Here is a 21,623-nt window from a genome sequence, read left to right on the forward strand (position 1 = left end):
GTAACAAGAACCTCCTAGTTGAATTAATTAATCAATTAATTCATAAGCGTTGATTTCGTATATAATATTTATCATAATAAATAAACACATGCAATAAGGTGGATATGAATTGTATTAGGATTAACTAAATTACTAATTATAAAAAGCGGATGTGGAAATGTATTTAGGCTTCGGCAATTACGATCAGGATATTGTCGTTCGCAGCTTTTACGAGTAAGTGGCTTTTCATCAAGCAAGGAAAAAAGCTTTTGAAAGCGGAGGTAAAAGGATGACTCTTTCATGTCGCGTACTTATCGTGGATGATGAAATATTAGCCAGACAAGGGATCAAGCATCTGCTGAATTGGGAGAATGAGGGCGTTGAAATTGTCGGAGAGGCGTCCAACGGCAAAGAGGCGCTTGAGCTGATCGAGCAACTGGAGCCCCATATCGTCATTACGGACATCGTCATGCCCATTATGGGGGGAGAGGAGCTGACCCGTGTAATTAAGACGAGGTTCCCGGAAATCGAAGTCATTATTTTAAGCAGCTTTGGCGAATTTGATTACGTAAGGTCAACCTTTCAAAGCGGCGTAGCCGATTATATATTAAAGCCGAAGCTGGAGGCCATTCAACTGCTTGAAATCGTGAAGCGCACAGCCCGGAAAATTCCTTCCTTGAAGCTGGTTGAAGCTGACGATGAGGCTGGGGTGTCCATCAAGCTGGTGCTCGATAAGCTCATCTCAGGCTATGAGGTCGATATAGAGGGTACGGTAATTTCGGAAGCGTTTCCACATAATGGATTCAGATTGCTGGGAGCTGATTTGAAGCTGCTGGCGGGCAAGGGGAGAGAGCGGCATACCGATTCGAAGTGGCTGGATGCAATAACGGATGAGCTCGATGCCAGCTTGCCGCATGCGGTTTATTTTCAGCTGCCTACTGAACCGAATACGGTCGTTGTGCTCGTTAACCTTGATAATTGCGAACAGGATCTTTTGACCGGCATAGCTCGAAAGCTTGCAGCAAGAACTGGGGAGCAGTTTCCCGAGATTGGTTGGACGATTGGCGAACGATTTACCGACTTGAGAGAGCTTGGAGCCAACTATAAGGACAGCTTTCTGAAAATAAACGCATACCGCTATTTTCTTCCGGCATCCCAGCATTTGATCGTTCATGGCGAGCTGCCGGCAACAAAAGGCGAGGCACGCCCCTTTAATATGACTTCCTTCACTGAGCTGATGAACCGAAGGCAATTCGAAGAAGCGTTTACTAGGCTGCTTGCGCATGTGAATGATGCAGCGAGCCAATATAAAACCGATGTCTTCGAATTTAAGTCTTTTTTGGGCAACGTTATATTTAATATTACGATCTTGTTAGGCCGTCTGGAATCCAATATAAAAAAGCTGGATGAAGCCAAATACACTTATTTCAAATCGATCGGAGAATCGACGCATGTAAGCGAGGCTCTTTCACTACTACATTCCTTTATAGCGGAAGCGAGTGACGTTATAAAAACGAGAGGTACAGCGAACAGCAATCCGAATATGGCGCAGCTGCTTCATTTTATACAGGAGCACTATGCCGAGCCTCTGAGCTTGACGGAAATTGCGAAGCATTTCCACTTTAATCCGTCGTACCTGTCGAGTTATTTCACATCGCATAATAAGGAAGGCTTTAGCGAATATTTGAACAAGATTAGAGTGGAGAAGGCAGCAGAGCTTTTGCAGCAGGATACGGCTTCGATCTCCGAAATTAGCGGAATGGTTGGATATTCGGACCATAGCTATTTTACGAAAGTGTTTAAGAAATTAACGGGCTTGTCGCCGAGCCATTACAGAAAACAATACACAGGCAAAAAGAGGGAATAGCGCCATGAGAGGCTTTTTGGACAAATTTAAATATCACGGCCTTTTTATCAAAATGTTTATCGTTACGCTGGTCAGCATCGTTTCTGTAGCACTCCTTACTTCGATTGTAATGATACAGATGTCGGAGCGTCTGTTCATGAATACATTCAGCATTACGAACTCGAAGATCATTAGCCAAATTCAAACGAATTTTGAATCTTTCAACTATTCCGTCGTAACGGCGTCTAACAATGTGCTGCAAAATGGCGCGATCAAAGGTTTTTTGACGAAGCCTGATATGGATTCGCTTTCCACGATGTACAGCTACTATTCGGCGAGCCAGCAGATGAAGCGAATTCAATCCAATGTAGCAGCGTATCCGGTTACGATTACAATCGTGGGCATCAATAAGAAGAGCCACTCGACGGACAGCTCGTATTGGCCCAAATCATTGGACAAGCTGAAAAACAGCATGTTGACCGTGAATACGCTAGTCCAGCCTAAGAAGCTTATTTATCAATTGGATAAACAATCTGTTGCCGGTTCTTCGGATGAAGATCCGGCTATCGTTGCTTCAAGGGCGTTAATGGAGCGCACCAGCGGCAACCCGTACGGCATTCTTTATTTTGCGATAAGAGAGAGCGATTTTAAACGGTTTTATTCGAGCTTTACCAGCAAAGGCAATGACGTAGTTATTTTGGATCGTGCGGGCATTGTTGTATCAAGCAACCGCCATGAGCTTATTGGCAATAAAGAGAGTAGTCTGCTTGGCTACGCCAAAGAAATAGAAGAGCAGAAGCTAAGCTTTAAAGATGTAAGCGTGATAGGACGAAGCAGTCTGGTGCTGTCCAATTATTTGCCGGTTTATGATTTTTATTTGGTCAATCTCATCGACAAGCAGGAAGTGCTGAGCGAGATGGTCGATTTCAAGACGGTCGCGCTTATTTGCGTTGCGATTGTATTCGTTGCCCTTTTCATCGTATTTCTGATTTCGAGAAGATTGACGAAATCGTTGACGATGCTGGCCAAACAAATGTCAGGCATTACGGAAAATAACTTCGATAACTATATAACCGTGACAGGCAGCCATGAGATCAAGGAGCTTGGGAATGCCTATAACTATATGCTCGTTGAGTTGAATGATTATATTAAGAAGCTGATTGAAACGCAGAAAAATCAACGCAACGCCGAGCTTTCCGCTCTGCAAATGCAGATTAACCCTCATTTCCTCTATAACACGCTGGCATCAGTCAAAATATTGGTGCAGCAGGGCAACAAGGAGAAGGCAGCAGCTACGATCAACGCGCTCATATCGCTTTTGCAAAATACGGTAAGCAACATCAGCGAGACGATCAGCGTAGCTCAGGAGCTCGTTAATTTGAAAAACTACGTTTTTATTAACCATGTACGGTATGGCGAGCAGATACTAGTTAATTATTTTGTTTCCGATGATTGCTACGGCTATCACATTCCAAAGCTCATCATCCAGCCTTTTATTGAAAATGCCTTCTTTCACGCTTTCCAAGACCGAAACGAAGGGCATATTTATGTCCTTATTTCGCGCGAGGAGGATGCATTGGTATGCGAGGTCGTCGATAACGGCGTAGGGATGAGCGGGTATGACCATGAGAATCCTGATCACGCTTCGATTAGAACGAGCCATTTCTTCTCAGGCATCGGCATTCGCAACGTACATGACCGCATAGCGCTGCTCTATGGAGAAGCATTTGGTGTTGAAATCGTGAGCGATGTTGGCGATGGAACGAGAGTGAAAATTAGATTGCCACTGAAGAAGATCTAAAGAAAGTACCAATTAACAAATTAATTTCTAATTACATATTAACGATGGGGAAGGTAACAATAGAATGACAAATCCGCACAAATATATTGCTAACGAGTCATTTTCACGAGTTGCTATAATGAATCTTGTTAGCAGGCAAACGCTTTCAGAAATAAGCAAACAGCTACTAAAAGGGGTTGAAGGTATTGAAAAAATTACTCGCCATTATGCTAGCCAGCTTCGTGCTGCTAACAGCATGCGGCAAAGAAAACAATGCACCAAATGCGAATGAAGGCGGTACGCCTGCTGAAGGAACAAAGGAAATTACGGTTTGGGCTTGGGATAAAGTATTTAATATCGGAGCGATGGAGCGTGCAAGCGAAGCTTACAAGGCTAAAAATCCGGATTCTGATTTGAAAGTAAATATTATAGAAAACGCACAGGCTGATATTATTCAAAAATTGAACGCAGGCCTAAACGCGGGTACAACAAAAAGCCTGCCGACAATCGTATTGATCGAGGACTACCGTGCTCAAAGCTTCCTGCAAGCTTTCCTTCAAATATTCGTCCGACTTTGGTTATGCGGCAACCGTGTCGTATTCGATCGTAATTATGATCATCATATTGGCGTTCATTCAGTTTAAGGCGGCAGGTGATAAAAATGGATAAATTAAAACGTGTGTTTGTGTATATTTTTCTAAGCGTCGCTGCATTTGTTTCCATCTTTCCGTTTCTATGGATGATAATCAGCGCGACTAACAAGTCGGCTGATGTCACGAAGGGAAGATTGCTGCCCGGCAGCCAGCTTATCGAAAATATTAATACGTTGTTCAGTACGGTTGATATCGTGCCCGCGCTGCTCAACTCGGCAAAAATCTCCATAACGACAACAGTGCTCGCCATGGTCATCGCATCGTTAGCCGGCTATGGCTTTGAAATTTACAGGAGCAAGGCGAAAGACGTCGTATTTACGATCCTGCTGCTCTCGATGATGATCCCGTTCGCAGCGATCATGGTTCCGTTGTATCAAATGTTTGCAGGACTATCGCAGGCGATTCCGTTTATCGGCTTGGACACGCTCTCTGGCGTCGTGCTGCCGACCTTTACGACTGCGTTTCTTATTTTCTTCTTCCGTCAAAATACGAAAATGTTTCCGCGCGAGCTGCTTGAAGCGGGCCGGATCGATGGACTAAACGAAATAAGCCTTTTCTTCCGCATCTTCATGCCAACGATGAAGACGACCTACGCGGCAGCCGGTATTATTACGTTTATGTCGAGCTGGAACAACTACCTATGGCCGCTCATCGTATTGCAATCGCCGGAGAAAAAAACGATTCCGATGCTGATTTCGAATTTGGGGTCCAGCTACTCGCCGGACTATGGCATTATAATGACCGCGATCGTCATTTCGACCATTCCGACCGCGCTTGTGTTCTTCCTTATGCAGAAGCATTTTGTAGCAGGGATGACAGGCTCGGTAAAATAAAGCAAGAGCAAAGTCAGGCGGCTGCACGCTTTATGCGCGGCTGCCTGGCTTTTAAATCAAGTTAAGGGGAAAATGCTATGAATGAGATTAAGCCGAACATAAACTGGCTCACCGATGTGAGCGTATTTGCTGTGAACCGATTGCCTGCACACTCCGATCACCGTTATTACGAATCGCTAGAGGAAGCGGCGGCGTTTGCGCCGATGGCTCTTCGTCATGACTTGAACGGGAGCTGGAAATTCAGCTATTCCGTGAAGCCTGCTGATCGTCCTGAGCGATTTTTCCAGCAGGATTATGATTGCGATGGCTGGAGAGATATCGAGGTGCCGGGACATATTCAATTGCAGGGCTATGGCAAGCCGCAATACGTCAATACGATGTACCCTTGGGACGGACATAACGATATTCGTCCACCAGCAATTCCAGAGGATCATAACCCGGTTGGCAGCTATGTGAAGTACTTTCATATGCCTGACAATATGAAGGGCAAGCCTGTATATATTTCTTTTCAAGGGGTAGAATCGGCCTTTTATTTGTGGCTGAACGGCGAATTTGTCGGCTATAGCGAGGATAGCTTTACGCCGTCTGAGTTTGAGCTTTCACCGTTTCTGCTGGAAGGCGAAAACAAGCTCGCTGTTGAAGTGTACCAACGGAGTACGGGCAGCTGGCTGGAGGATCAGGATTTTTGGCGTTTCTCGGGTATTTTCCGCGACGTTTATTTATATACCGTTCCTAGCATTCATGTCCGCGATCTGTTTGTTCATGCCGAACTTGATCAAGCTTATACAAGCGGCAGTCTTCGCGCCGATCTTAAGCTTACCGCTGCTGGGCAGCGCTATAGCGCTAAGCTTGAACTAAAGGACGCTGATGGACATATAGTCGGGACAGCATCTTCGGAATCATCAGCGAGCGATGCGTTGACGTTGTCGCTTAATGCTGGGAAAGTAACGGCATGGAGCGCCGAAAAGCCTTATTTGTACGTTCTTTATATTACGGTATATGATCAAGCAGGCAAGCTTATCGAGGCGATTCCGCAGCGGGTCGGCTTCCGCAAATTTGAAATGATCAATAAGGTCATGCATCTAAACGGCAAGCGGATCGTATTCAAGGGCGTTAACCGCCATGAGTTCAACAGCCGCAGAGGCCGGGCGATTACGAAGGAGGATATGCTATGGGATATTGCTGCGCTTAAGCGCAACAATCTGAACGCGGTTCGAACCTCACATTATCCGAATCAATCGCTGTGGTACGAGCTTTGTGATATTTACGGCATCTATGTCATTGATGAAATGAACCTGGAAACGCATGGCTCATGGCAAAAGATGGGGGCTGTCGAGCCTTCGTGGAACATCCCGGAAAACAAGCCGGAATGGCAGCCCATCGTGATGGATCGGGCGATTTCGATGGTGGAGCGGGACAAGAACCATCCGTCCATACTCATCTGGTCGGTCGGCAATGAAGCGTATGCTGGCGAGGTGCTGCTGAACGTATCGAACTATTTCCGCGAGACGGACCCGAGCAGACTCGTTCATTATGAAGGGGTATTCCATAATCGCAAGTACAATGATACTAGCGATATGGAGAGCCGGATGTACGCGAAGCCAGCCGATATTGAGCAATATTTGAATGATAACCCGGATAAGCCTTATATTAGCTGTGAATATATGCACGCCATGGGCAATTCGGTCGGCGGCATGCACAAATATACGGAGCTGGAGCAGAAATACGCGATGTATCAGGGCGGCTTCATTTGGGACTATATCGATCAAGTAATTGTGAAAAAGGATCGCTATGGCAAAGAGTTTCTTGCTTTCGGCGGCGATTTTGGAGATCGGGCTACCGATTATAATTTCTGTACGAATGGCATCGTGTACGCAGACCGCAAGGAATCGCCAAAGATGCAAGAGGTGAAGTTCCTCTACCAGAACATCAAGCTGATTCCTGACCGCCAAGGCGTGAAGGTCATCAACGAGAACCTGTTCGAAGGTACGGATGCCTATTATTTGGTCATTTCGCTTCAACATGAGGGCAAGGAAATTTTCAGGAGTGAAATGGATGTGGATGTGGCTGCGCAAAGCGAGACATATTTGCCGTTGGATCTGCCTGCAGTTGATGTGCCAGGCGAGTATGCGCTTCATGCTTCGCTCCATTTGAAGGAGAAGACGCTGTGGGCGGATGCGGGATATGAAACTTCGTTCGGACAATATGTATTTGTGATTGAAGCGGGCTTAGTAGGTGCAGTGTCCACACTGCCTAATGATTCGCTTCGAGTGGTGGAGGGAGATGTCAATATCGGCGTTCATGGCCGAGATTTCAGCATCATGTTCTCCAAGCAGGCAGGGACGCTCATTTCGTTGAACTATGCAGGCAGAGAGATGATTGCGATTCCGCCGGCTCCATTGTTTTGGCGGGCGACGACGGACAATGACAAGGGCTTTGCCCTTGGCTTTGACTCTGGCGCTTGGTTCGCGGCCAGCTTAACGCGCAAATGCATCGGTGTGGAGCTGACTGAGCAGGAAGGCAGCGCCACAGTTGCATTCCAGTACAAGCTGAGCATAAGCGCTGAGGTTCTCGTCACCGTTGCATACAAGGTGCTTGCTGATGGAAGCTTGAGCGTCACATCGCGCTACAAAGGCGCAGAAGGATTGCCGAAGCTGCCGACATTCGCCTTGTCATTCAAGGTATCGGCTGATTATTGCCATTTGGATTGGTATGCGATGGGTCCCGAAGAGAACTACATTGACCGCGCCTTTGGTGCACGGCTGGGCGTATTCCAAAATGATGCCGCCGATAACGTATCCGGCTACGTAGTTCCTCAGGAATCGGGCAACCGCACAGGCGTACGACGTGTAAGCATCACGAATGACGATGGCCGCGGCATTCGGATTACAGCGCCTGCATCGCAGCCAGTCGAATGCAACATTTCGCCGTATACCGCATTCGAGCTGGAAAATGCGTATCATCATTATGAGCTGCCGCCTGTTCACTATACGGTCGTAACGGTAGCTGGCAGACAGATGGGCGTTGGCGGTGACGACAGCTGGGGCGCGCCCGTGCATGACGAGTATTTGATCCATGCGAATCAAGATTTGACGTTTGTTTTCAACATTGATCGTTTGTAAAATAGATAAAAAGCATGAGGAGGGCACTGGAAAAAGGTTTTTTTCAGTGCCCTTTTTACATGTCAGGCAAGCTTATTATGCAGCGGATCTTCCAGTGGATTTTAGCGAATCTTTCAGTGGATATTTTCAGTACTCTTTTCTTTGACAGGAGAGCGATTTATGCTGTGGCTCTCTCTCCGCTGGGTGGGGGGATTTATGCAGCAGACGCTTTGCTTCTACTTAATGAGGCGGCTCAAGATCTCTTTCTACTCCGTGCATGCTGCCGCCTTGCGGCTGTGTTTGCTTGCAGCAGTGCGTGCTGCCGCCCTTGCGCTGTGCTTGCTTGCAGCAGTGCATGCTGCCGCCCTTGCAGCTGATTTAAGTAAATTAAAGGGAAAAACTCCCGTTAAATCACGTGATTTTGGCCGAAAATCAAGATTAGATGGATTTTCTCCCGTTAATTTTTCGTTTTTGACCCAAATTCGGTAATGGTGCTAAGAATAACGGGAGATTTTCCAGTTAAATGGTCTAACTGCCTTCTCGTTGGAAAAATAGATGGAGTTTTTCCAGTTAGTTCTACCGAAGTAGTTAGCGGATACTGGCTACAATGTCTCCCGAAACGCCAAACGAGCCTAAGAAGCGATTCTGAAGGCTCGTTTGATCTCTAATGTATCTATAAAGCTTCCTTAATGAGATTCGTTCAGCTGGTTCAATATTTGATCCTGAATGAGGTCATCCTCTCTTACAATTTGCGCACCAGCCATCAGAATATAAATAATGCCGCCGAAGAACAATGCGCTCAAAATAATAATATAAGTCACGTCAGTCTCCTTTCGTTAAAACAAGGTAATTTTAATGTTAATTTCAAATTCAAGATAAATTTCAAGATAAATTTCAAGATTAATATCCAAAGTAATAATCAGATAAATTAAAGGATCATTCAAGAGTTTAATCAAGAGATTAATTTGAAGCTCAAAAGCACTCCAATGCTTCCGAGAATGCGACTATTCCGGGATATATTTCTTCGTATTTAGGCTTCGAATAGCAAAAACGGATATAGCCGGGCTCCGAGCCGTAAACACTTCCAGGCACAAATGCCACTCCTCGTTTGATCGCTTCTTCCAGTAGCTTCGCATCATCTATTTTTTGATTAATTTTGCACCATAAGTTCAGTCCGCCGAGCGGAGGGACAAAGCTTACCTTTCCTTGAAGCGTGTCCTTTAAAGTCTGTACCATGATCTGCTGCTTCTGAAATAGAGCTTGACGCAATTGCACAATATGCTGGTCAAAATGCTCAGAGGCGAGCAGTCGTTCCGCCACCCATTGCGACAGGATGCTTAAGCCAAAATCCATTTGCTGCCTTGCATCGGTAAGACGTTCAATGACTGATTGGGGAGCTACCATCCAGCCGATCCTAAGCCCAGAAGCGGCAATTTTGGAAAGTGAGCCGATGTAGAGCACGATTCCGTCCGTATCCAGCGATTTGAGCGGTGCAGGGACATTTCCGTCAAAAGCGGTCAAGCTGAAAGGATCATCTTCTACGACTGGAATGCGCAAATCTGCAGCAATCTTAAGCAGCCGTTTTCTTTTTGAATCGCTGAGGATGGTGCCGGTTGGATTTTGGTAGTTGGGATTTAAAAAAACCATCCGAATGCGATGCTGGCGATATAAGCTCGTAATATCATCCGGATCGATCCCATCCTCATGTACGGGCAGCCGGAAGATCCGCAAGCCAGCCGATTGGAACATCGGCAGCGAATAGCTGTAAGAAGGGTCCTCAATAGCAACGGCATCGCCCGGAGACAGCAAGCATTGCGTAATTAAATATAAAGACTGCTGCGAGCCGGATGTAATCAGCATGGACGATTCCGTCGTATGAATGCCGTTGTAATGCTTGAGGGAGCCGACAAGCGTTTTTCTTAGCTGATAATAGCCCTGAGGATCGTCATAGCCGAGATGCTCTTGAAACGGCTGCTCCCGCAAAATCCGATTAACCAACTCATTTGGAAATAGATCGGACGACAGCTCTCCACTTGACATATTTATGATCGACGAGTCGTTTTGCGTAGCCTCACGAACGCGGCGCATTAGCGGGAGATTAGGAAGGAAGGTGCCGCCCTCCGTATATTGCCGCCAATTTGGCGTATTCGTAGGTGAAATGCCCCATTTGGTCAGACTGACGCGTGTGCCGCTGCCAACCGTGCTTTCCACTAATCCAGAAGCCCGCAGTTCTTCATAGGCTTGAATGATAGTGCTGCGGTTAACGCCAAGCTGCTCCGCCAGCTTGCGCTCGGAGGGCAGGCTGCTGCCAGGCGGAAGCTCCGTATAAGAGATGGCGCGCTGGATATGATCGACAATTTGCTGGTATAAGGGGGTTTGTGCTGAACGATCTGGTTTCCACATGGTCTACCAACACCTTTTGCGAATAATGACATGTCTGATCCTACCATAACGGTAATGGATTGGCTTTAATATGTACAGATCCAATTGGAAGTATTATAGACCCTCCAATTTAATTTTAACAAACGGTAGATAAAGCTTATATGCGATGTCGTATATTTTGCTGCACTAATCGTATTTTTCGTCGTCGATACGAATAATTTGATCCACAATGAGCTCTGTAGAACGACGACTCGAATTGATCTGCCGATCCTTCCGCTTCGTCATAACTCGAGCTCGACATCGCGTTCCAGTTTGTTTTGATTATAACATCTTGGCAGTTGTCCGTGATATGATAGAGGAAATGGTCATCGCAATTGAGGGGAGAATAACGTAGCATGTACGAGCATTTAGTATCGTTTAAGTTTAAAAAGGAGCTGTCCGTCAGTATGGAAAAAGAGCTGCTGGACGCATTATACGCGCTGCCTTCAGAAATTCCGGGTATCGTGGAGCTGACAGCCGGCATTAACGAAACGACGGAAACGGGCAACATCCAAGGCTATACGCTCGGACTCCGTGTGACATTTGCTGATCAGGAGGCGCTTCATGCATACGGACCGCATCCCGCTCATCAAAGCTTTGTGAGCAAGCTGGATGGCCTCATCGATAATGTTATCGTGATCGACTACCCAATTTCGAATAAACAATAGCAGCATTGCGAATGTGCTAATAAATGATACAGGCAGGGTGAATACATGGCTGACAAAGAAGAATTGGTCCGGTTTGGCGTATCGTTCCCGGCTCCGCTAATTGAACAGTTTGATCGATATGCGGATGAGCAAGGCTATTCGAATCGATCGGAGGCCATTCGCGATTTGGCAAGGCGGGCTTTGCTTGAGCCTGCCCGCATGGAAGGTCAAGAGCATGTTGCAGGTACGATTGTTCTCGTCTATGATCACCATGCGAGCGATCTACCAATCGTACTCATGGAGGTTCAGCACCGCTTCCATCATGACATCATCTCCAACATGCATGTTCATTTGAATCACGATCAATGCTTAGAGGTAATCGTTGTTAGAGGGGAGCTCTCCCGGCTTCGATCGTTGCATCAGCAAATTCAAGCACAGAAGGGCGTTATCTATGCTGAGCTTTCCGTTACTTACGCGGATAAGCATGAGCATGTCGCGGCGCATAAGCATGACACGGCACACAAGCATGACATGGCGCATAAGCATACCTAGTATTAGCGCTGGAGAGAAATGGTCACCATATTTCGATCGCACACATACGCCGATTTCACTCTATAAGCACCTATGTGTGCTTACAGCCCACAAATTCGAGCTGCTCCATAGCTGTAAGCGCAAATACGTGCTTACAGCTATTTTTCGATCGAACATATACATCGATTTACTCTATAAGCACCTAACTGTGCGAATAGACCACATAGAGCCATTTTATAAGCAAATACCGTGAAAAAGATAATGAAATGATGTGCATATCGTGTTACAATATCGCATAATTGTGTTACGAAAGTTGACATTTGAAAAGGGGAGCTACTTTGAAAAGATTTATTACAGGTATCATCTCTACCATTATCGTGATGATCGTTGTATCAGGCTGTGCCGGAGCAAAGCCGCAAGCAAGAGAAACAAACTCCGATGACCTCGTTGTTGCGATAGGCGCTGAGCCGGAAACGGGCTTTGACCCGACCAGGGGCTGGGGACGCTATGGCTCTCCGCTATTCCAAAGCACGCTGCTGAAGCGTGATGATGATCTGAAAATCGTAAATGATTTGGCAACTGGCTACGAGATTAGCGAGGATGGAAAGGTATGGACGGTCAAGCTGAGGGAGGATGTGTTGTTCTCCGATGGGAAGCCGCTCACGGCCGAGGATGTGAAATTTACCTTTGACACAGCAGCAACCAACGGAGCAGCCATTGATCTGACGAATTTGGCATCCGTTGAGGCGGGGCAAAATGAGGTTTCTTTTCACCTGAAGAAGCCGCAATCGACCTTTGTTTATTTCCTCATTACGACCGGCATAGTTCCTAAGCATACCTATAGCAGCACCTATGCAGAAAATCCAGTCGGCTCAGGTCCATATAAGTTTGTACAATGGGATCGCGGGCAGCAGTTAATCGTACAAGCAAATGACAATTACTATGGGAGCAAGCCTTATTTTCAAAAGCTGACCTTCCTATTTCTAAATGAGGATGCGGCTTTTGCAGCTGCCAAGGCGGGCACGGTTGATATTTCGTATATTCCGTCAGCCTTCAGCAAGCAGCAGGTCGCAGGCATGCATCTGGAAGCGGTGAAGTCGGTTGATAACCGCGGCATCGCGTTCCCTTATGTGAAGGCAGGCGGCAAGACAGAGGATGGCTATCCGATCGGCAATGATGTAACGGCGGATATCGCAATCCGCAAGGCCATCAACATGGTCATTAATCGTCAGCAATTGGTCGACGGCATTTTGGAAGTCTACGGCTCACCGGCCTATACGGCCAACGATGGACTTCCGTGGTGGAACGAGGAGTCTGTCTTCAAGGACAACGACGCGGAAGCTGCTGCGAAAATTTTAACGGACGGCGGATGGACGGACAGCGACAACGACGGCATCGTAGAAAAAGGGGCGCTGAAAGCGGAGTTTACGCTTCTTTATCCGTCAGGAGATGTAACGAGGCAGTCACTCGCGCTTGCTGCAGCTGAAATGGTTCAAGCAGCAGGCATTCGGATGAACGTCGAGGGCAAGAGCTGGGATGAAATCGAAAAGCTGATGAACGCAAACGCGATTCTGCTTGGCTGGGGCAGCCATGATCCGCTCGAAATGTACAACCTGTACAGCAGTTCCTTTGGCGGCGTCGATTATTACAATACAGGCTATTACAGCAATCCGTCCGTCGACAAATGGTTCGAGCAAGCGCTTGATGCCCGTACGGAAGAGGAATCACTTGCTTTTTGGAAAAAAGCGCAGTGGGACGGTCAAACGGGGCTAAGCGTCAAAGGCGATGCGCCTTGGGCATGGCTCGTTAATATCGACCATCTTTATTTGGTCAAGGATGGCCTGGATATCGGCAAGCAGCGCATACAGCCGCATGGCCACGGATGGCCGCTAACGGACAATATCGAGAGCTGGAGCAGGAAAAAGTAGCGGGCGGGAAGAGGGAATTGGGATGATGCAAGGGTTGGCCTTATTTTTAGGAAAAAAGATCATACGCCTGTTCGCGCTGCTCGCCTCTGTCAGCATCATAGCTTTTGCGCTTGTCGCCATGTCGCCGATCGATCCGGTGCAGTCGTACATCGGAGCAGATGTGATGCGAGTCGGGGCGGAGCAAAGGCAGGAAATCGCCGCTTATTGGGGGCTTGACCGGCCGTTTGCAGAGCGTTTTTTGAAGTGGGCGTCGGCTTTGCTTCAAGGCGATTTGGGAACGTCAATGATCTACCGCGAGCCTGTAACCAAAGTGATTGCCGAACGATTTATGCATTCCGCATTGCTTATGGCGTTCGCATGGATGCTGTCAGGCATTATAGGCTTCACAGCAGGCATTGCCGCCGCGTTAAAAAAAGATACCTGGGTCGACCGTCTTATCAAAAGCTATTGCTACACGCTCGCATCGACGCCCGCCTTCTGGGTCGGCTTGCTGCTTATGATGATTTTCGCCGTATGGCTGGGCTGGCTCCCGGTTGGGCTAGGAGTTCCCGCGGGCATCTTGTCAGGCAGCGTCACGATTGGCGATTATGTGAAGCATATGATCTTGCCAGCGATTACGCTTAGCGTCGTGGGTATCGCGCCTATTGCGCTTCATACGAGGCAAAAGCTTATTGATGTCATGGACAGCGACTATATTTTGTTTGCTAGAGCAAGAGGCGAAAGGGGAATGGGCTTGCTGCTGCGGCACGGGCTGCGAAATATCGCCCTGCCCGCCATTACGCTTCAGTTCGCTTCATTTGGCGAATTGTTCGGAGGCGCCGTGCTTGCGGAGCAGGTATTCTCATATCCCGGGCTCGGACAAGCTACGGTTGAGGCGGGCCTCAGAGGCGACGTGCCGCTGCTGATGGGACTTGTTCTGTGCAGCACGCTGTTCGTTTTTACGGGGAATGCGCTAGCGGATTATTTCTATCGTGTGGTTGATCCTAGGCTTCGGCTTGGGAAGGAGGTGCGGGAATGAGACAGCTTGCATCAACAAAGAAGCAAAGAGATCGAAGCTGGAACGAGAGGCGGCGTACGCTCATCTCCGCAGCAGGAGCGGCGATTCTGCTTGCAGGCATCGGACTAGGCAGCTGGCTGCTAGGCTCGGCAGGACTTGCCGTGCAGCTGGAAAATCGGAATTTGGCGCCGTCGCTTGCCCATTTGTTCGGAACGGATTGGCTCGGAAGAGATATGCTCTCCCGCACCGTGAAGGGACTCGCTTTAAGCATACAGGTGGGACTGCTAGGTGCGGCCAGCAGCGTAGTTATTGCCGCGATCATGGGCTTGATGGCGGCTACGCTTGGAAAAACGGCTGACCGAATCATTACATGGCTAATCGATGTTTTTCTGAGCGTTCCTCATCTCGTCATGCTAATCCTGATCGCCTTCGTATGCGGGGGCGGCTTGAAGGGGATTGCGATCGGCATCATGCTCACCCATTGGCCTAGCCTTGCTCGCATTATACGCGCCGAGGCGCTTCAGCTCATGTCGGCGGAATACGTGCTTGTGGCGAGAAGGCTTGGACGCTCGCGCTATCATGTTGCAGCGCGCCATTTGGCGCCTCATTTGTTTCCGCAATTGCTGGTGGGGTTTCTTATTCTATTTCCCCATGCTGTTCTTCATGAAGCAGCGATAACGTTTCTTGGCCTTGGCATGTCGCCGCATCAGCCGGCAATCGGAATCATTTTGTCCGAATCGATGCGTTATTTATCGACAGGCATGTGGTGGCTGGCCGTATTTCCAGGCTTAGGCCTGCTGGCAACGGTACGTGCGTTCGATAAGCTGGGCAACCATCTTAGGCAGCTTGTTGATCCTCGGAATACGCATCTATAATAGCAGGGGAAGGGAGGAACCAATATGCCTCTTCTTGAAGTAAGCAAACTTTCGATTTCATTCATTCAATATACAAAAGGCAGCGCGCAGCAAAAGGTTGCCGTCATGGAGGAGCTTGATTTTGCGATTAACGAAGGCGAGATCGTAGCGGTCGTTGGAGCGAGCGGATCGGGCAAAAGCCTGCTCGCCCACGCCATTATGGGCATTCTTCCGAAAAACGTCGCCATGACGGGAACCATTTCTTATGGCGGCGAGCTGCTCGACGAGGCTAAGCTGAAGCTTTACCGCGGGAAGGAAATCGCACTTGTTCCGCAGTCGGTCAGCTATTTAGATCCATTAATGCGAGTAGGCAAGCAGCTGCGGACGCAGGCTGACGGGGACGAGCAGCGCAGGGAGCGGCAAGGCTTATTCGAGCGGTTTCAACTCGGCCGACATGTGGAGAAGCTCTTTCCGTTCCAGCTCTCGGGCGGCATGGCGCGCAAGGTGCTCGTCTCGACGGCAGCGCTTGGAAGGACGCGGCTCATCATTGCAGATGAACCGACACCGGGTATGCATCCGGATGATGTAACGGAGGCGCTGGGAAGATTCAAGCAGCTGGCCGAGGGGGGCTGCGCGATCTTGTTCATTACGCATGATATTGAGGCAGCGCTTCGCATCGCGGATAAAGTAGCCGTGTTTTATGCGGGGACGGCCGTCGAGCTTGCACCCGCAGCTGATTTTCAAGGGAACGGCGAGCGGCTGCGGCATCCTTACAGCCAAGCATTATGGCGCGCGCTGCCGCAAAACGGCTTTGAACCGATTGCCGGCACGCAGCCTGCAAGAAGCTCGGATGTACAAAGCTGTCTCTTCGCTGCGCGCTGCAGCCAAGCTGTAGAATCATGCGGCGCGAGCAGACCGGAGCCTCGCGAACTAAGAGGCGGAATGGTGAGGTGCGTACATGCAACTTGAAGGCAGAAATCTTGGATGGCGTTATCCGGGCGGTGATTGGCTGTTTCAGGATTTCAGCATCGCCATTGCCCCTGGCGAAGCGGTTGGCCTCATCGGCCCAAGCGGAAGCGGCAAAACCTCGCTTGGGCGTCTATTAGCAGGCTATGCAAAGCCTATGACTGGCGAAGTTAGCGTTCCAGGCCGAAGCAATCGTGAGAGCAGCTATGATCCGGTTCAAATGATTTTTCAGCATCCGGAACGCGCGGTTAACCCAAGGTGGCGAATGGCTAAGACGCTAACGGAGGGCTGGACGCCAGATGCCGAGCTTCTTGCAGCGCTAGGCATTCAAGAGGAGTGGCTGCTCCGCTATCCGAATGAATTGTCGGGAGGCGAGCTGCAGCGCTGCTGCGTGGCGAGAGCGTTAGGTCCGGAGACCAAATTTCTAATCGCAGATGAAATGACGACGATGCTTGATGCCATCACGCAGGCACAAATCTGGCATACCGTACTGGATATCGTTCATGCCCGTCAGATCGGCCTGCTCGTTATAAGCCATGATCATGCCCTCGTAAATAAAATTTGCAGCCGCACGGTCCAATTTGGCTCATGAAAGATGATGGATGTCCACCATCCTTCATTAATCCTGCTTCTCCATAAGCCGGCGCAGCTTCGCTTCTGTCGAGGATTCAGGCGCCGGCGTATATACGCTGCACCTTAGATCCGTACTTCCCTGCACCTGAAAGGAAGTCAGGTGAAACAGCATTTTCCCTACCTTCGCATGGCGAAATTCCAGCAGCACATCGGGAGCAGAGCTAACCTGGCTTTGCTCCCAAAGATATTGAAACTCCGGATGGCTCCCCTTCATTTCTTCAATAAAACGCTCATACCAATCATCCTGCACATATTGGCCGTAGTAAGCACGAAAGATAGCAAGAAAACCGCCGACAAAATGCTCCCAATTGCCGGCAAGCCGCCGGAATTCCTTCCGAGTGAACAACAGCTGGATCATATTTCGCTGCTCGGCCGGAATTTGCTCGAAATCCATAAACACATGAGAGGCCGCTTGGTTCCAGCCGACAATCTGGCAGCGGCGATCGGAAATAATCGTCGGACAGAAGCGCAGCTCCTGCAATATTCGCTTTAGAGAAGGCGTAATCTCCGACTGTTCTTCGTTCATTTGTATGGCGCCGTGGCCGGTCTCAAGGGCGAGCGCATATAAGTACTTTCGCTCATCGTCATTCATTTGCAGCGCTGCGGCGACGCAATCAAGAACGGAGGCAGATACTTTAATATCACGGCCCTGCTCAAGCCATGTATACCAGGTTGGGCTGACGCCGGCAAGGGAAGCAACCTCCTCGCGCCTTAATCCTGGCGTTCTCCTCCGTGTTCCTGCAGGAAAACCGGCATCCTCCGGCCTAATTTTGGCGCGTTTGGACTTAAGGAAAGAAGACAGCGCTTGAAGTCTCGTTTCTCGATTAATCATAGAATCCATCCTATTTCATTATAGTAGTACTGATTATACTATAATAAACTGCAACTTGTAATAGGATAACAACTATGACAAACTACACTTCATCAAGGTATTCGTGAAGGGGGATTAACGATGGAACGGGTCGTTATTACAGGGATGGGCGTTATTTCGCCGCTCGGAAACGATGTAGAGCAGTTTTGGAATCGGTTGGTTAAAGGTGAGTCAGGCATTTCCACGATTGACACCTTCGACACAACTAGGCATAAAGCTAAAATCGCAGGTCTAGTAAAAGATTTTGATGCCGATGAGCGGTTTGGCCGCAAGGAGGCACGCCGGATGGACCGCTTCAGTCAATTTGCAATTGCGGCTGCGGAGCAAGCGCTGGAGGATGCGGCGCTTTCGCTGGATCAGACCGACCGGGAGCGCGTTGGCGTCTATGTTGGTTCCGGCATCGGCGGCATTCAGACTTTGCTGGGTCAAGCCGAGGTATTGCATGAACGCGGGCCTGAGCGGGTTAGCCCGACGCTGGTCCCGATGATGATCGCCAATATGGCTGCTGCGATGATCAGCATCCGGTTCGGCACGCAGGGGCCGTCGATGGCGCCGGTTACCGCGTGCTCGATCGGGAATACGGCAATTGGCGAAGCATGGCGCCTTATTCGGTCGGGCAGCGCGGATGTCGTGATCGCAGGGGGCTCGGAGGCAGCCATTACGGACATATCGCTTGCCAGCTTCGGCAACGCAACCTCGATTTCGACGCGAAACGAGGAGCCAGCGCTTGCAAGCCGGCCATTTGATGCGGGACGTGACGGATTTGTTATGGCAGAGGGAGCGGGCATTCTAATCCTCGAATCTTTGTCGCATGCGTTAGCAAGAGGAGCACGCATTCATGCGGAGGTGATCGGTTATGGCGCCAGCTCGGATGCGTATCACATGGTGGCGACTCATCCGGATGGCATCGGCGCGTATCAGGCGATGAAGCATGCGCTGCGCGAGGCTGGCCTGCAGCCGGAGCAAATTGATCTAATCAGCGCTCATGCGACCAGCACCGAAATAGGCGACCGTTCGGAAACGGCGGCAATCAAGAAACTGTTCGGCGAGCTTGCGTACCGCATTCCGGTGACGGCGAACAAGTCGATGACAGGCCATATGCTGGGTGCGGCAGGCGGTGTTGAAGCTATTGCTCTGGTGAAAAGCATACAGGAGGGCATCATTCCTCCGACGATTAATCAAGAGGAAGCAGATCCGATCTGCGATCTCGATTATGTGCCGAACCAAGCGCGCGAGACGAATATTGAAATCGGCATGTCCAATTCCTTTGGCTTCGGCGGCCATAATGCGGTTATTATTTTGAAGAAATATACAGCTGGTTAGAAGATCGCAGCAGGGGGCGGAGGCACCTTGCTGCGATCTTTTTTTGTTCCATAAAGTTTAAATTGACGTTCTAGCGGGTAAAAGAGGAGTAACCTATTTTTGGGGACACCGGCTGTCACAGGCTTTCTGTTTTCTGTGCCGCTTGGCTTATTATCTCATCTAAAAAGAGAAGAAGGTGAACGCATGGCCAAGCATAACCGTTTTATCAGATGGTGCTTATCGATCATTTTGGTGCTGATCATCATTTATTTGGGATCGAAGGTCGATTTTATTTTCAAGCCTATTCTGTCCCTATTCAGTATGATTATCGTACCCCTTATGCTTGCAGGATTTTTCTACTACTTGCTCCGTCCGCTCGTTAATATGATGGAGAAACGCAAGGTGAATCGTACCTTTGCCGTTTTGCTCATTTATTTGGCGTTTGCCGTCATTATGGTTGGCTTTAGCATCATCGTATGGCCTTCGTTACGAACACAATTGGTTAATTTGGTCGAAAATGCGCCTACGCTGTTCACATCGTTAAGCAAGCAAGTGGAGGAGCTGGAGCATAACGGTTTTTTATCGTCTTTTTTGCCGCAGGATTCGAATTTACTCACTAAGCTGACCGAGTATTTGAACAAAGGCTTTACGCTCCTTAAGGATTATTTATCCGGACTGTTTGCCTTTTTCTCGAATTTTGCAATCGTGCTTATTACGTTTCCGATTCTGCTGTTTTATATGCTCAAGGAAGGCGGGAAGTTTGGAGATCAGATCGTCAGCTTCATACCGAAGCGCTTCCGCAGGGACGGGACAGAGGTTATGGATGAAATCGATCATATGCTCAGCAGCTTTATCGTCGGGCGCGTCATCGTAAATTTGGCGCTTGGCGTATTGATGTATGTGGGCTTTCTCATTATCGATTTGCCATATTCGCTTCTGCTTACCGTCGTGGCGGTCATTTTAAATTTTATTCCGTTTATCGGATCATTCCTCTCATCGGTGCCTATCGTCATTATCGGATTTATTGAAGCGCCGTCCATTGCCGTCTGGTCGATTGTGATCATTACGATCGCTCAGCAAATCCAAGACAATGTGGTTGCTCCATATGTTTTTGGCAAGCAGCTGGATATCCATCCAATGACGACAATTATATTGGTGCTCGTTGGCGGAGATATAGCGGGGATTTTAGGCATTCTGCTGATCATTCCGGTTTATATGATTTTGAAAATCGTATATGGCAGAGTATATGAGCTATTCTTTAAGGAACAATGGGAAAATGCTTAATATTATTTGTCGCAGGGGATGCGTGCTAATTCTTTCTCTGGTATAATGACGTCGACTCAGGCAAATTAACCGAAAGTACGGTGGCAGAAACAATATGAGCATAAACGCTTTGAATAATAAACGAATCGTCATAGCCGGATCTCGTAAAACGGATGAAATGAGCTTAATTGTTGAAAAACAAGGCGGCATTCCGATCATTCGCTCGCTGCAGGGATTAACGATGTTTGATGAGGGCCTGCTTGCGGAGCCGCTGCGGAAATTCGCAGAGCAGGGCACCGACTGGTTGATTTTGACGACGGGGATGGGATCGGACAGCTTGATCGCCGCTGCTCATAAGCTGGATATTGGACAGGCTGTTCTGGACCGAATGTCTCAGGCGAAAATTGCAACGAGAGGCTACAAAACGTCTGCGTTTCTCAAGCGGTCAGGACTAAAGGCGATTGTCAGCGATGACGACGGGACGATGCAAGGACTCATGGACAACCTGTCGGCTCATGATTTTGATGGGCAGCGCGTATGGATTCAGCTGCATGGCGAGCCAGCGCCGGAGCTCGTGCGTTTTCTGCAATCAAAAGGCGCGATTCAAGTTGAGACCGTACTGCCGTATAAACATGTTCCGCCAGATCCAGCTGCATTAGAGACGCTTATGGCTGAGCTAGCCGAGGGATCGGTGGATACGATTTGCTTCACAACTGCGGTTCAGGTGCATTATTTGTTCAAATATGCCGCTGAAACGATTCGCACGGAATTTCTGTTGGATGCCTTTGAAGGGCGAATTGTTGCAGCTGCGGTCGGCAAAGTAACGGAGGAGGCGCTCAAAGGGTACGGGGTAAAGCGAATTGTTGTCCCGGAGCTGGAGAGAATGGGCGCTTTGATTATTGAAATTGGCCGTTATTACGAGAGTGTTGAAGACAATGAATAATACGCTTTAGAGACCATTTGGAAATAGAAGAGCGATCCTGTTTTCGACTTTTAGTCGAGTGCGGGATCGCTTTTT

Annotated in this window: 18 protein-coding genes and 1 pseudogene; 16 read left to right on the forward strand and 3 right to left on the reverse strand. The window is 48.7% G+C overall.

The genetic code is table 11. The features are described 5' to 3' along the window. Nucleotides 1-268 precede the first annotated feature (268 nt). The 6 genes and pseudogenes from AC1TPC_RS09560 to AC1TPC_RS09585 all read left to right on the forward strand — a co-directional run bounded on the left by AC1TPC_RS09560 (nucleotide 269) and on the right by AC1TPC_RS09585 (nucleotide 8,681). Nucleotides 269-1,846, forward strand: coding sequence for a response regulator transcription factor (locus AC1TPC_RS09560; protein WP_482066633.1), 1,578 nt, complete (start codon nucleotides 269-271; stop codon nucleotides 1,844-1,846). 4 nt (nucleotides 1,847-1,850) lie between these two features. Continuing rightward, nucleotides 1,851-3,626: a sensor histidine kinase gene (locus tag AC1TPC_RS09565; protein ID WP_482066634.1), complete on the forward strand. Its 1,776-nt coding sequence runs from the start codon at nucleotides 1,851-1,853 to the stop codon at nucleotides 3,624-3,626. 528 nt (nucleotides 3,627-4,154) lie between these two features. Further along, nucleotides 4,155-4,274: pseudogene (locus tag AC1TPC_RS09570) on the forward strand (sugar ABC transporter permease); the annotation flags it as partial. Then, a complete protein-coding gene (locus tag AC1TPC_RS09575; protein WP_482066635.1) occupies nucleotides 4,267-5,091 on the forward strand; it encodes a carbohydrate ABC transporter permease in 825 nt (274 codons plus the stop codon). The pseudogene AC1TPC_RS09570 and the gene AC1TPC_RS09575, both read left to right, overlap by 8 nt. Nucleotides 5,092-5,168: 77 nt before the next feature. Then, nucleotides 5,169-8,213: a beta-galactosidase, LacZ type gene (gene lacZ / locus AC1TPC_RS09580; protein ID WP_482066636.1), complete on the forward strand. Its 3,045-nt coding sequence runs from the start codon at nucleotides 5,169-5,171 to the stop codon at nucleotides 8,211-8,213. 195 nt (nucleotides 8,214-8,408) lie between these two features. Then, nucleotides 8,409-8,681, forward strand: a complete 273-nt coding sequence (locus AC1TPC_RS09585) for a hypothetical protein (protein ID WP_482066637.1) — start codon at nucleotides 8,409-8,411, stop codon at nucleotides 8,679-8,681. Nucleotides 8,682-8,878: 197 nt separating this feature from the next. Here AC1TPC_RS09585 and AC1TPC_RS09590 read toward each other — a convergent pair whose 3' ends face one another. Both AC1TPC_RS09590 and pdxR read right to left on the reverse strand, forming a co-directional pair. Then, nucleotides 8,879-9,013 (reverse strand): hypothetical protein, encoded by a 135-nt coding sequence (locus AC1TPC_RS09590; RefSeq protein ID WP_482066638.1) that lies wholly within the window; start codon nucleotides 9,011-9,013, stop codon nucleotides 8,879-8,881. Nucleotides 9,014-9,164: 151 nt separating this feature from the next. Next, the gene (gene pdxR / locus AC1TPC_RS09595; protein WP_482066639.1) at nucleotides 9,165-10,595 is read right to left on the reverse strand and encodes a MocR-like pyridoxine biosynthesis transcription factor PdxR; all 1,431 of its coding nucleotides are present in this window, start codon (nucleotides 10,593-10,595) and stop codon (nucleotides 9,165-9,167) included. 374 nt (nucleotides 10,596-10,969) lie between these two features. Between pdxR and AC1TPC_RS09600 the strand changes: the two genes are divergently transcribed. The 7 genes from AC1TPC_RS09600 to AC1TPC_RS09630 all read left to right on the forward strand — a co-directional run bounded on the left by AC1TPC_RS09600 (nucleotide 10,970) and on the right by AC1TPC_RS09630 (nucleotide 17,128). Further along, the gene (locus AC1TPC_RS09600; RefSeq protein WP_482066640.1) at nucleotides 10,970-11,281 is read left to right on the forward strand and encodes a Dabb family protein; all 312 of its coding nucleotides are present in this window, start codon (nucleotides 10,970-10,972) and stop codon (nucleotides 11,279-11,281) included. Between the two features lie 45 nt (nucleotides 11,282-11,326). Beyond that, nucleotides 11,327-11,812 (forward strand): nickel-responsive transcriptional regulator NikR, encoded by a 486-nt coding sequence (gene nikR, locus AC1TPC_RS09605; protein WP_482066641.1) that lies wholly within the window; start codon nucleotides 11,327-11,329, stop codon nucleotides 11,810-11,812. A gap of 359 nt (nucleotides 11,813-12,171) precedes the next feature. Then, nucleotides 12,172-13,719 (forward strand): ABC transporter substrate-binding protein, encoded by a 1,548-nt coding sequence (locus tag AC1TPC_RS09610; protein WP_482066887.1) that lies wholly within the window; start codon nucleotides 12,172-12,174, stop codon nucleotides 13,717-13,719. A gap of 25 nt (nucleotides 13,720-13,744) precedes the next feature. Beyond that, entirely contained in the window at nucleotides 13,745-14,737 is a 993-nt protein-coding gene (locus AC1TPC_RS09615) for an ABC transporter permease (protein WP_482066888.1), read from the forward strand. After that, on the forward strand, nucleotides 14,734-15,591 hold the full coding sequence (locus AC1TPC_RS09620; RefSeq protein ID WP_482066642.1) for an ABC transporter permease: 858 nt from the start codon (nucleotides 14,734-14,736) through the stop codon (nucleotides 15,589-15,591). The genes AC1TPC_RS09615 and AC1TPC_RS09620 overlap by 4 nt, the downstream gene beginning before the upstream one ends. Nucleotides 15,592-15,615: 24 nt before the next feature. Beyond that, nucleotides 15,616-16,539 carry an oligopeptide/dipeptide ABC transporter ATP-binding protein gene (locus AC1TPC_RS09625; RefSeq protein ID WP_482066643.1) on the forward strand — a complete coding sequence of 308 codons (924 nt, stop codon included), beginning with the start codon at nucleotides 15,616-15,618 and terminating at the stop codon, nucleotides 16,537-16,539. Beyond that, nucleotides 16,529-17,128, forward strand: a complete 600-nt coding sequence (locus AC1TPC_RS09630; protein ID WP_482066644.1) for an ABC transporter ATP-binding protein — start codon at nucleotides 16,529-16,531, stop codon at nucleotides 17,126-17,128. The genes AC1TPC_RS09625 and AC1TPC_RS09630 overlap by 11 nt, the downstream gene beginning before the upstream one ends. A 27-nt stretch (nucleotides 17,129-17,155) precedes the next feature. On the opposite strand, the gene AC1TPC_RS09635 is transcribed toward AC1TPC_RS09630, so the two are convergent. Beyond that, nucleotides 17,156-17,998 carry a helix-turn-helix transcriptional regulator gene (locus tag AC1TPC_RS09635; protein WP_482066889.1) on the reverse strand — a complete coding sequence of 281 codons (843 nt, stop codon included), beginning with the start codon at nucleotides 17,996-17,998 and terminating at the stop codon, nucleotides 17,156-17,158. A 123-nt stretch (nucleotides 17,999-18,121) separates the two neighbouring features. On the opposite strand from AC1TPC_RS09635, the gene fabF reads away from it, so the two are divergent. The 3 genes from fabF to AC1TPC_RS09650 all read left to right on the forward strand — a co-directional run bounded on the left by fabF (nucleotide 18,122) and on the right by AC1TPC_RS09650 (nucleotide 21,548). Next, on the forward strand, nucleotides 18,122-19,363 hold the full coding sequence (gene fabF / locus AC1TPC_RS09640) for a beta-ketoacyl-ACP synthase II (RefSeq protein ID WP_482066645.1): 1,242 nt from the start codon (nucleotides 18,122-18,124) through the stop codon (nucleotides 19,361-19,363). A 183-nt stretch (nucleotides 19,364-19,546) separates the two neighbouring features. Next, nucleotides 19,547-20,626 carry an AI-2E family transporter gene (locus AC1TPC_RS09645; protein WP_482066890.1) on the forward strand — a complete coding sequence of 360 codons (1,080 nt, stop codon included), beginning with the start codon at nucleotides 19,547-19,549 and terminating at the stop codon, nucleotides 20,624-20,626. A gap of 94 nt (nucleotides 20,627-20,720) precedes the next feature. Further along, a complete protein-coding gene (locus tag AC1TPC_RS09650) occupies nucleotides 20,721-21,548 on the forward strand; it encodes a uroporphyrinogen-III synthase (RefSeq protein ID WP_482066646.1) in 828 nt (275 codons plus the stop codon). The last annotated feature ends 75 nt before the right edge of the window (nucleotides 21,549-21,623 follow it).

Source organism: Paenibacillus sp. Y280 (genome assembly GCF_056786335.1).

Excerpts from the sequence above, each read along its gene's own strand:
- AC1TPC_RS09560 (WP_482066633.1), top strand. The coding sequence starts at position 269 with ATGACTCTTTCATGTCGCGTACTTATCGTGGATGATGAAATATTAGCC.
- AC1TPC_RS09565 (WP_482066634.1), top strand. The coding sequence starts at position 1,851 with ATGAGAGGCTTTTTGGACAAATTTAAATATCACGGCCTTTTTATCAAA.
- AC1TPC_RS09575 (WP_482066635.1), top strand. The coding sequence starts at position 4,267 with ATGGATAAATTAAAACGTGTGTTTGTGTATATTTTTCTAAGCGTCGCT.
- lacZ (WP_482066636.1), top strand. The coding sequence starts at position 5,169 with ATGAATGAGATTAAGCCGAACATAAACTGGCTCACCGATGTGAGCGTA.
- AC1TPC_RS09585 (WP_482066637.1), top strand. The coding sequence starts at position 8,409 with ATGCAGCAGACGCTTTGCTTCTACTTAATGAGGCGGCTCAAGATCTCT.
- pdxR (WP_482066639.1), bottom strand. The coding sequence starts at position 10,595 with ATGTGGAAACCAGATCGTTCAGCACAAACCCCCTTATACCAGCAAATT.
- AC1TPC_RS09600 (WP_482066640.1), top strand. The coding sequence starts at position 10,970 with ATGTACGAGCATTTAGTATCGTTTAAGTTTAAAAAGGAGCTGTCCGTC.
- nikR (WP_482066641.1), top strand. The coding sequence starts at position 11,327 with ATGGCTGACAAAGAAGAATTGGTCCGGTTTGGCGTATCGTTCCCGGCT.
- AC1TPC_RS09610 (WP_482066887.1), top strand. The coding sequence starts at position 12,172 with ATGATCGTTGTATCAGGCTGTGCCGGAGCAAAGCCGCAAGCAAGAGAA.
- AC1TPC_RS09615 (WP_482066888.1), top strand. The coding sequence starts at position 13,745 with ATGCAAGGGTTGGCCTTATTTTTAGGAAAAAAGATCATACGCCTGTTC.
- AC1TPC_RS09620 (WP_482066642.1), top strand. The coding sequence starts at position 14,734 with ATGAGACAGCTTGCATCAACAAAGAAGCAAAGAGATCGAAGCTGGAAC.
- AC1TPC_RS09625 (WP_482066643.1), top strand. The coding sequence starts at position 15,616 with ATGCCTCTTCTTGAAGTAAGCAAACTTTCGATTTCATTCATTCAATAT.
- AC1TPC_RS09630 (WP_482066644.1), top strand. The coding sequence starts at position 16,529 with ATGCAACTTGAAGGCAGAAATCTTGGATGGCGTTATCCGGGCGGTGAT.
- fabF (WP_482066645.1), top strand. The coding sequence starts at position 18,122 with ATGGAACGGGTCGTTATTACAGGGATGGGCGTTATTTCGCCGCTCGGA.
- AC1TPC_RS09645 (WP_482066890.1), top strand. The coding sequence starts at position 19,547 with ATGGCCAAGCATAACCGTTTTATCAGATGGTGCTTATCGATCATTTTG.
- AC1TPC_RS09650 (WP_482066646.1), top strand. The coding sequence starts at position 20,721 with ATGAGCATAAACGCTTTGAATAATAAACGAATCGTCATAGCCGGATCT.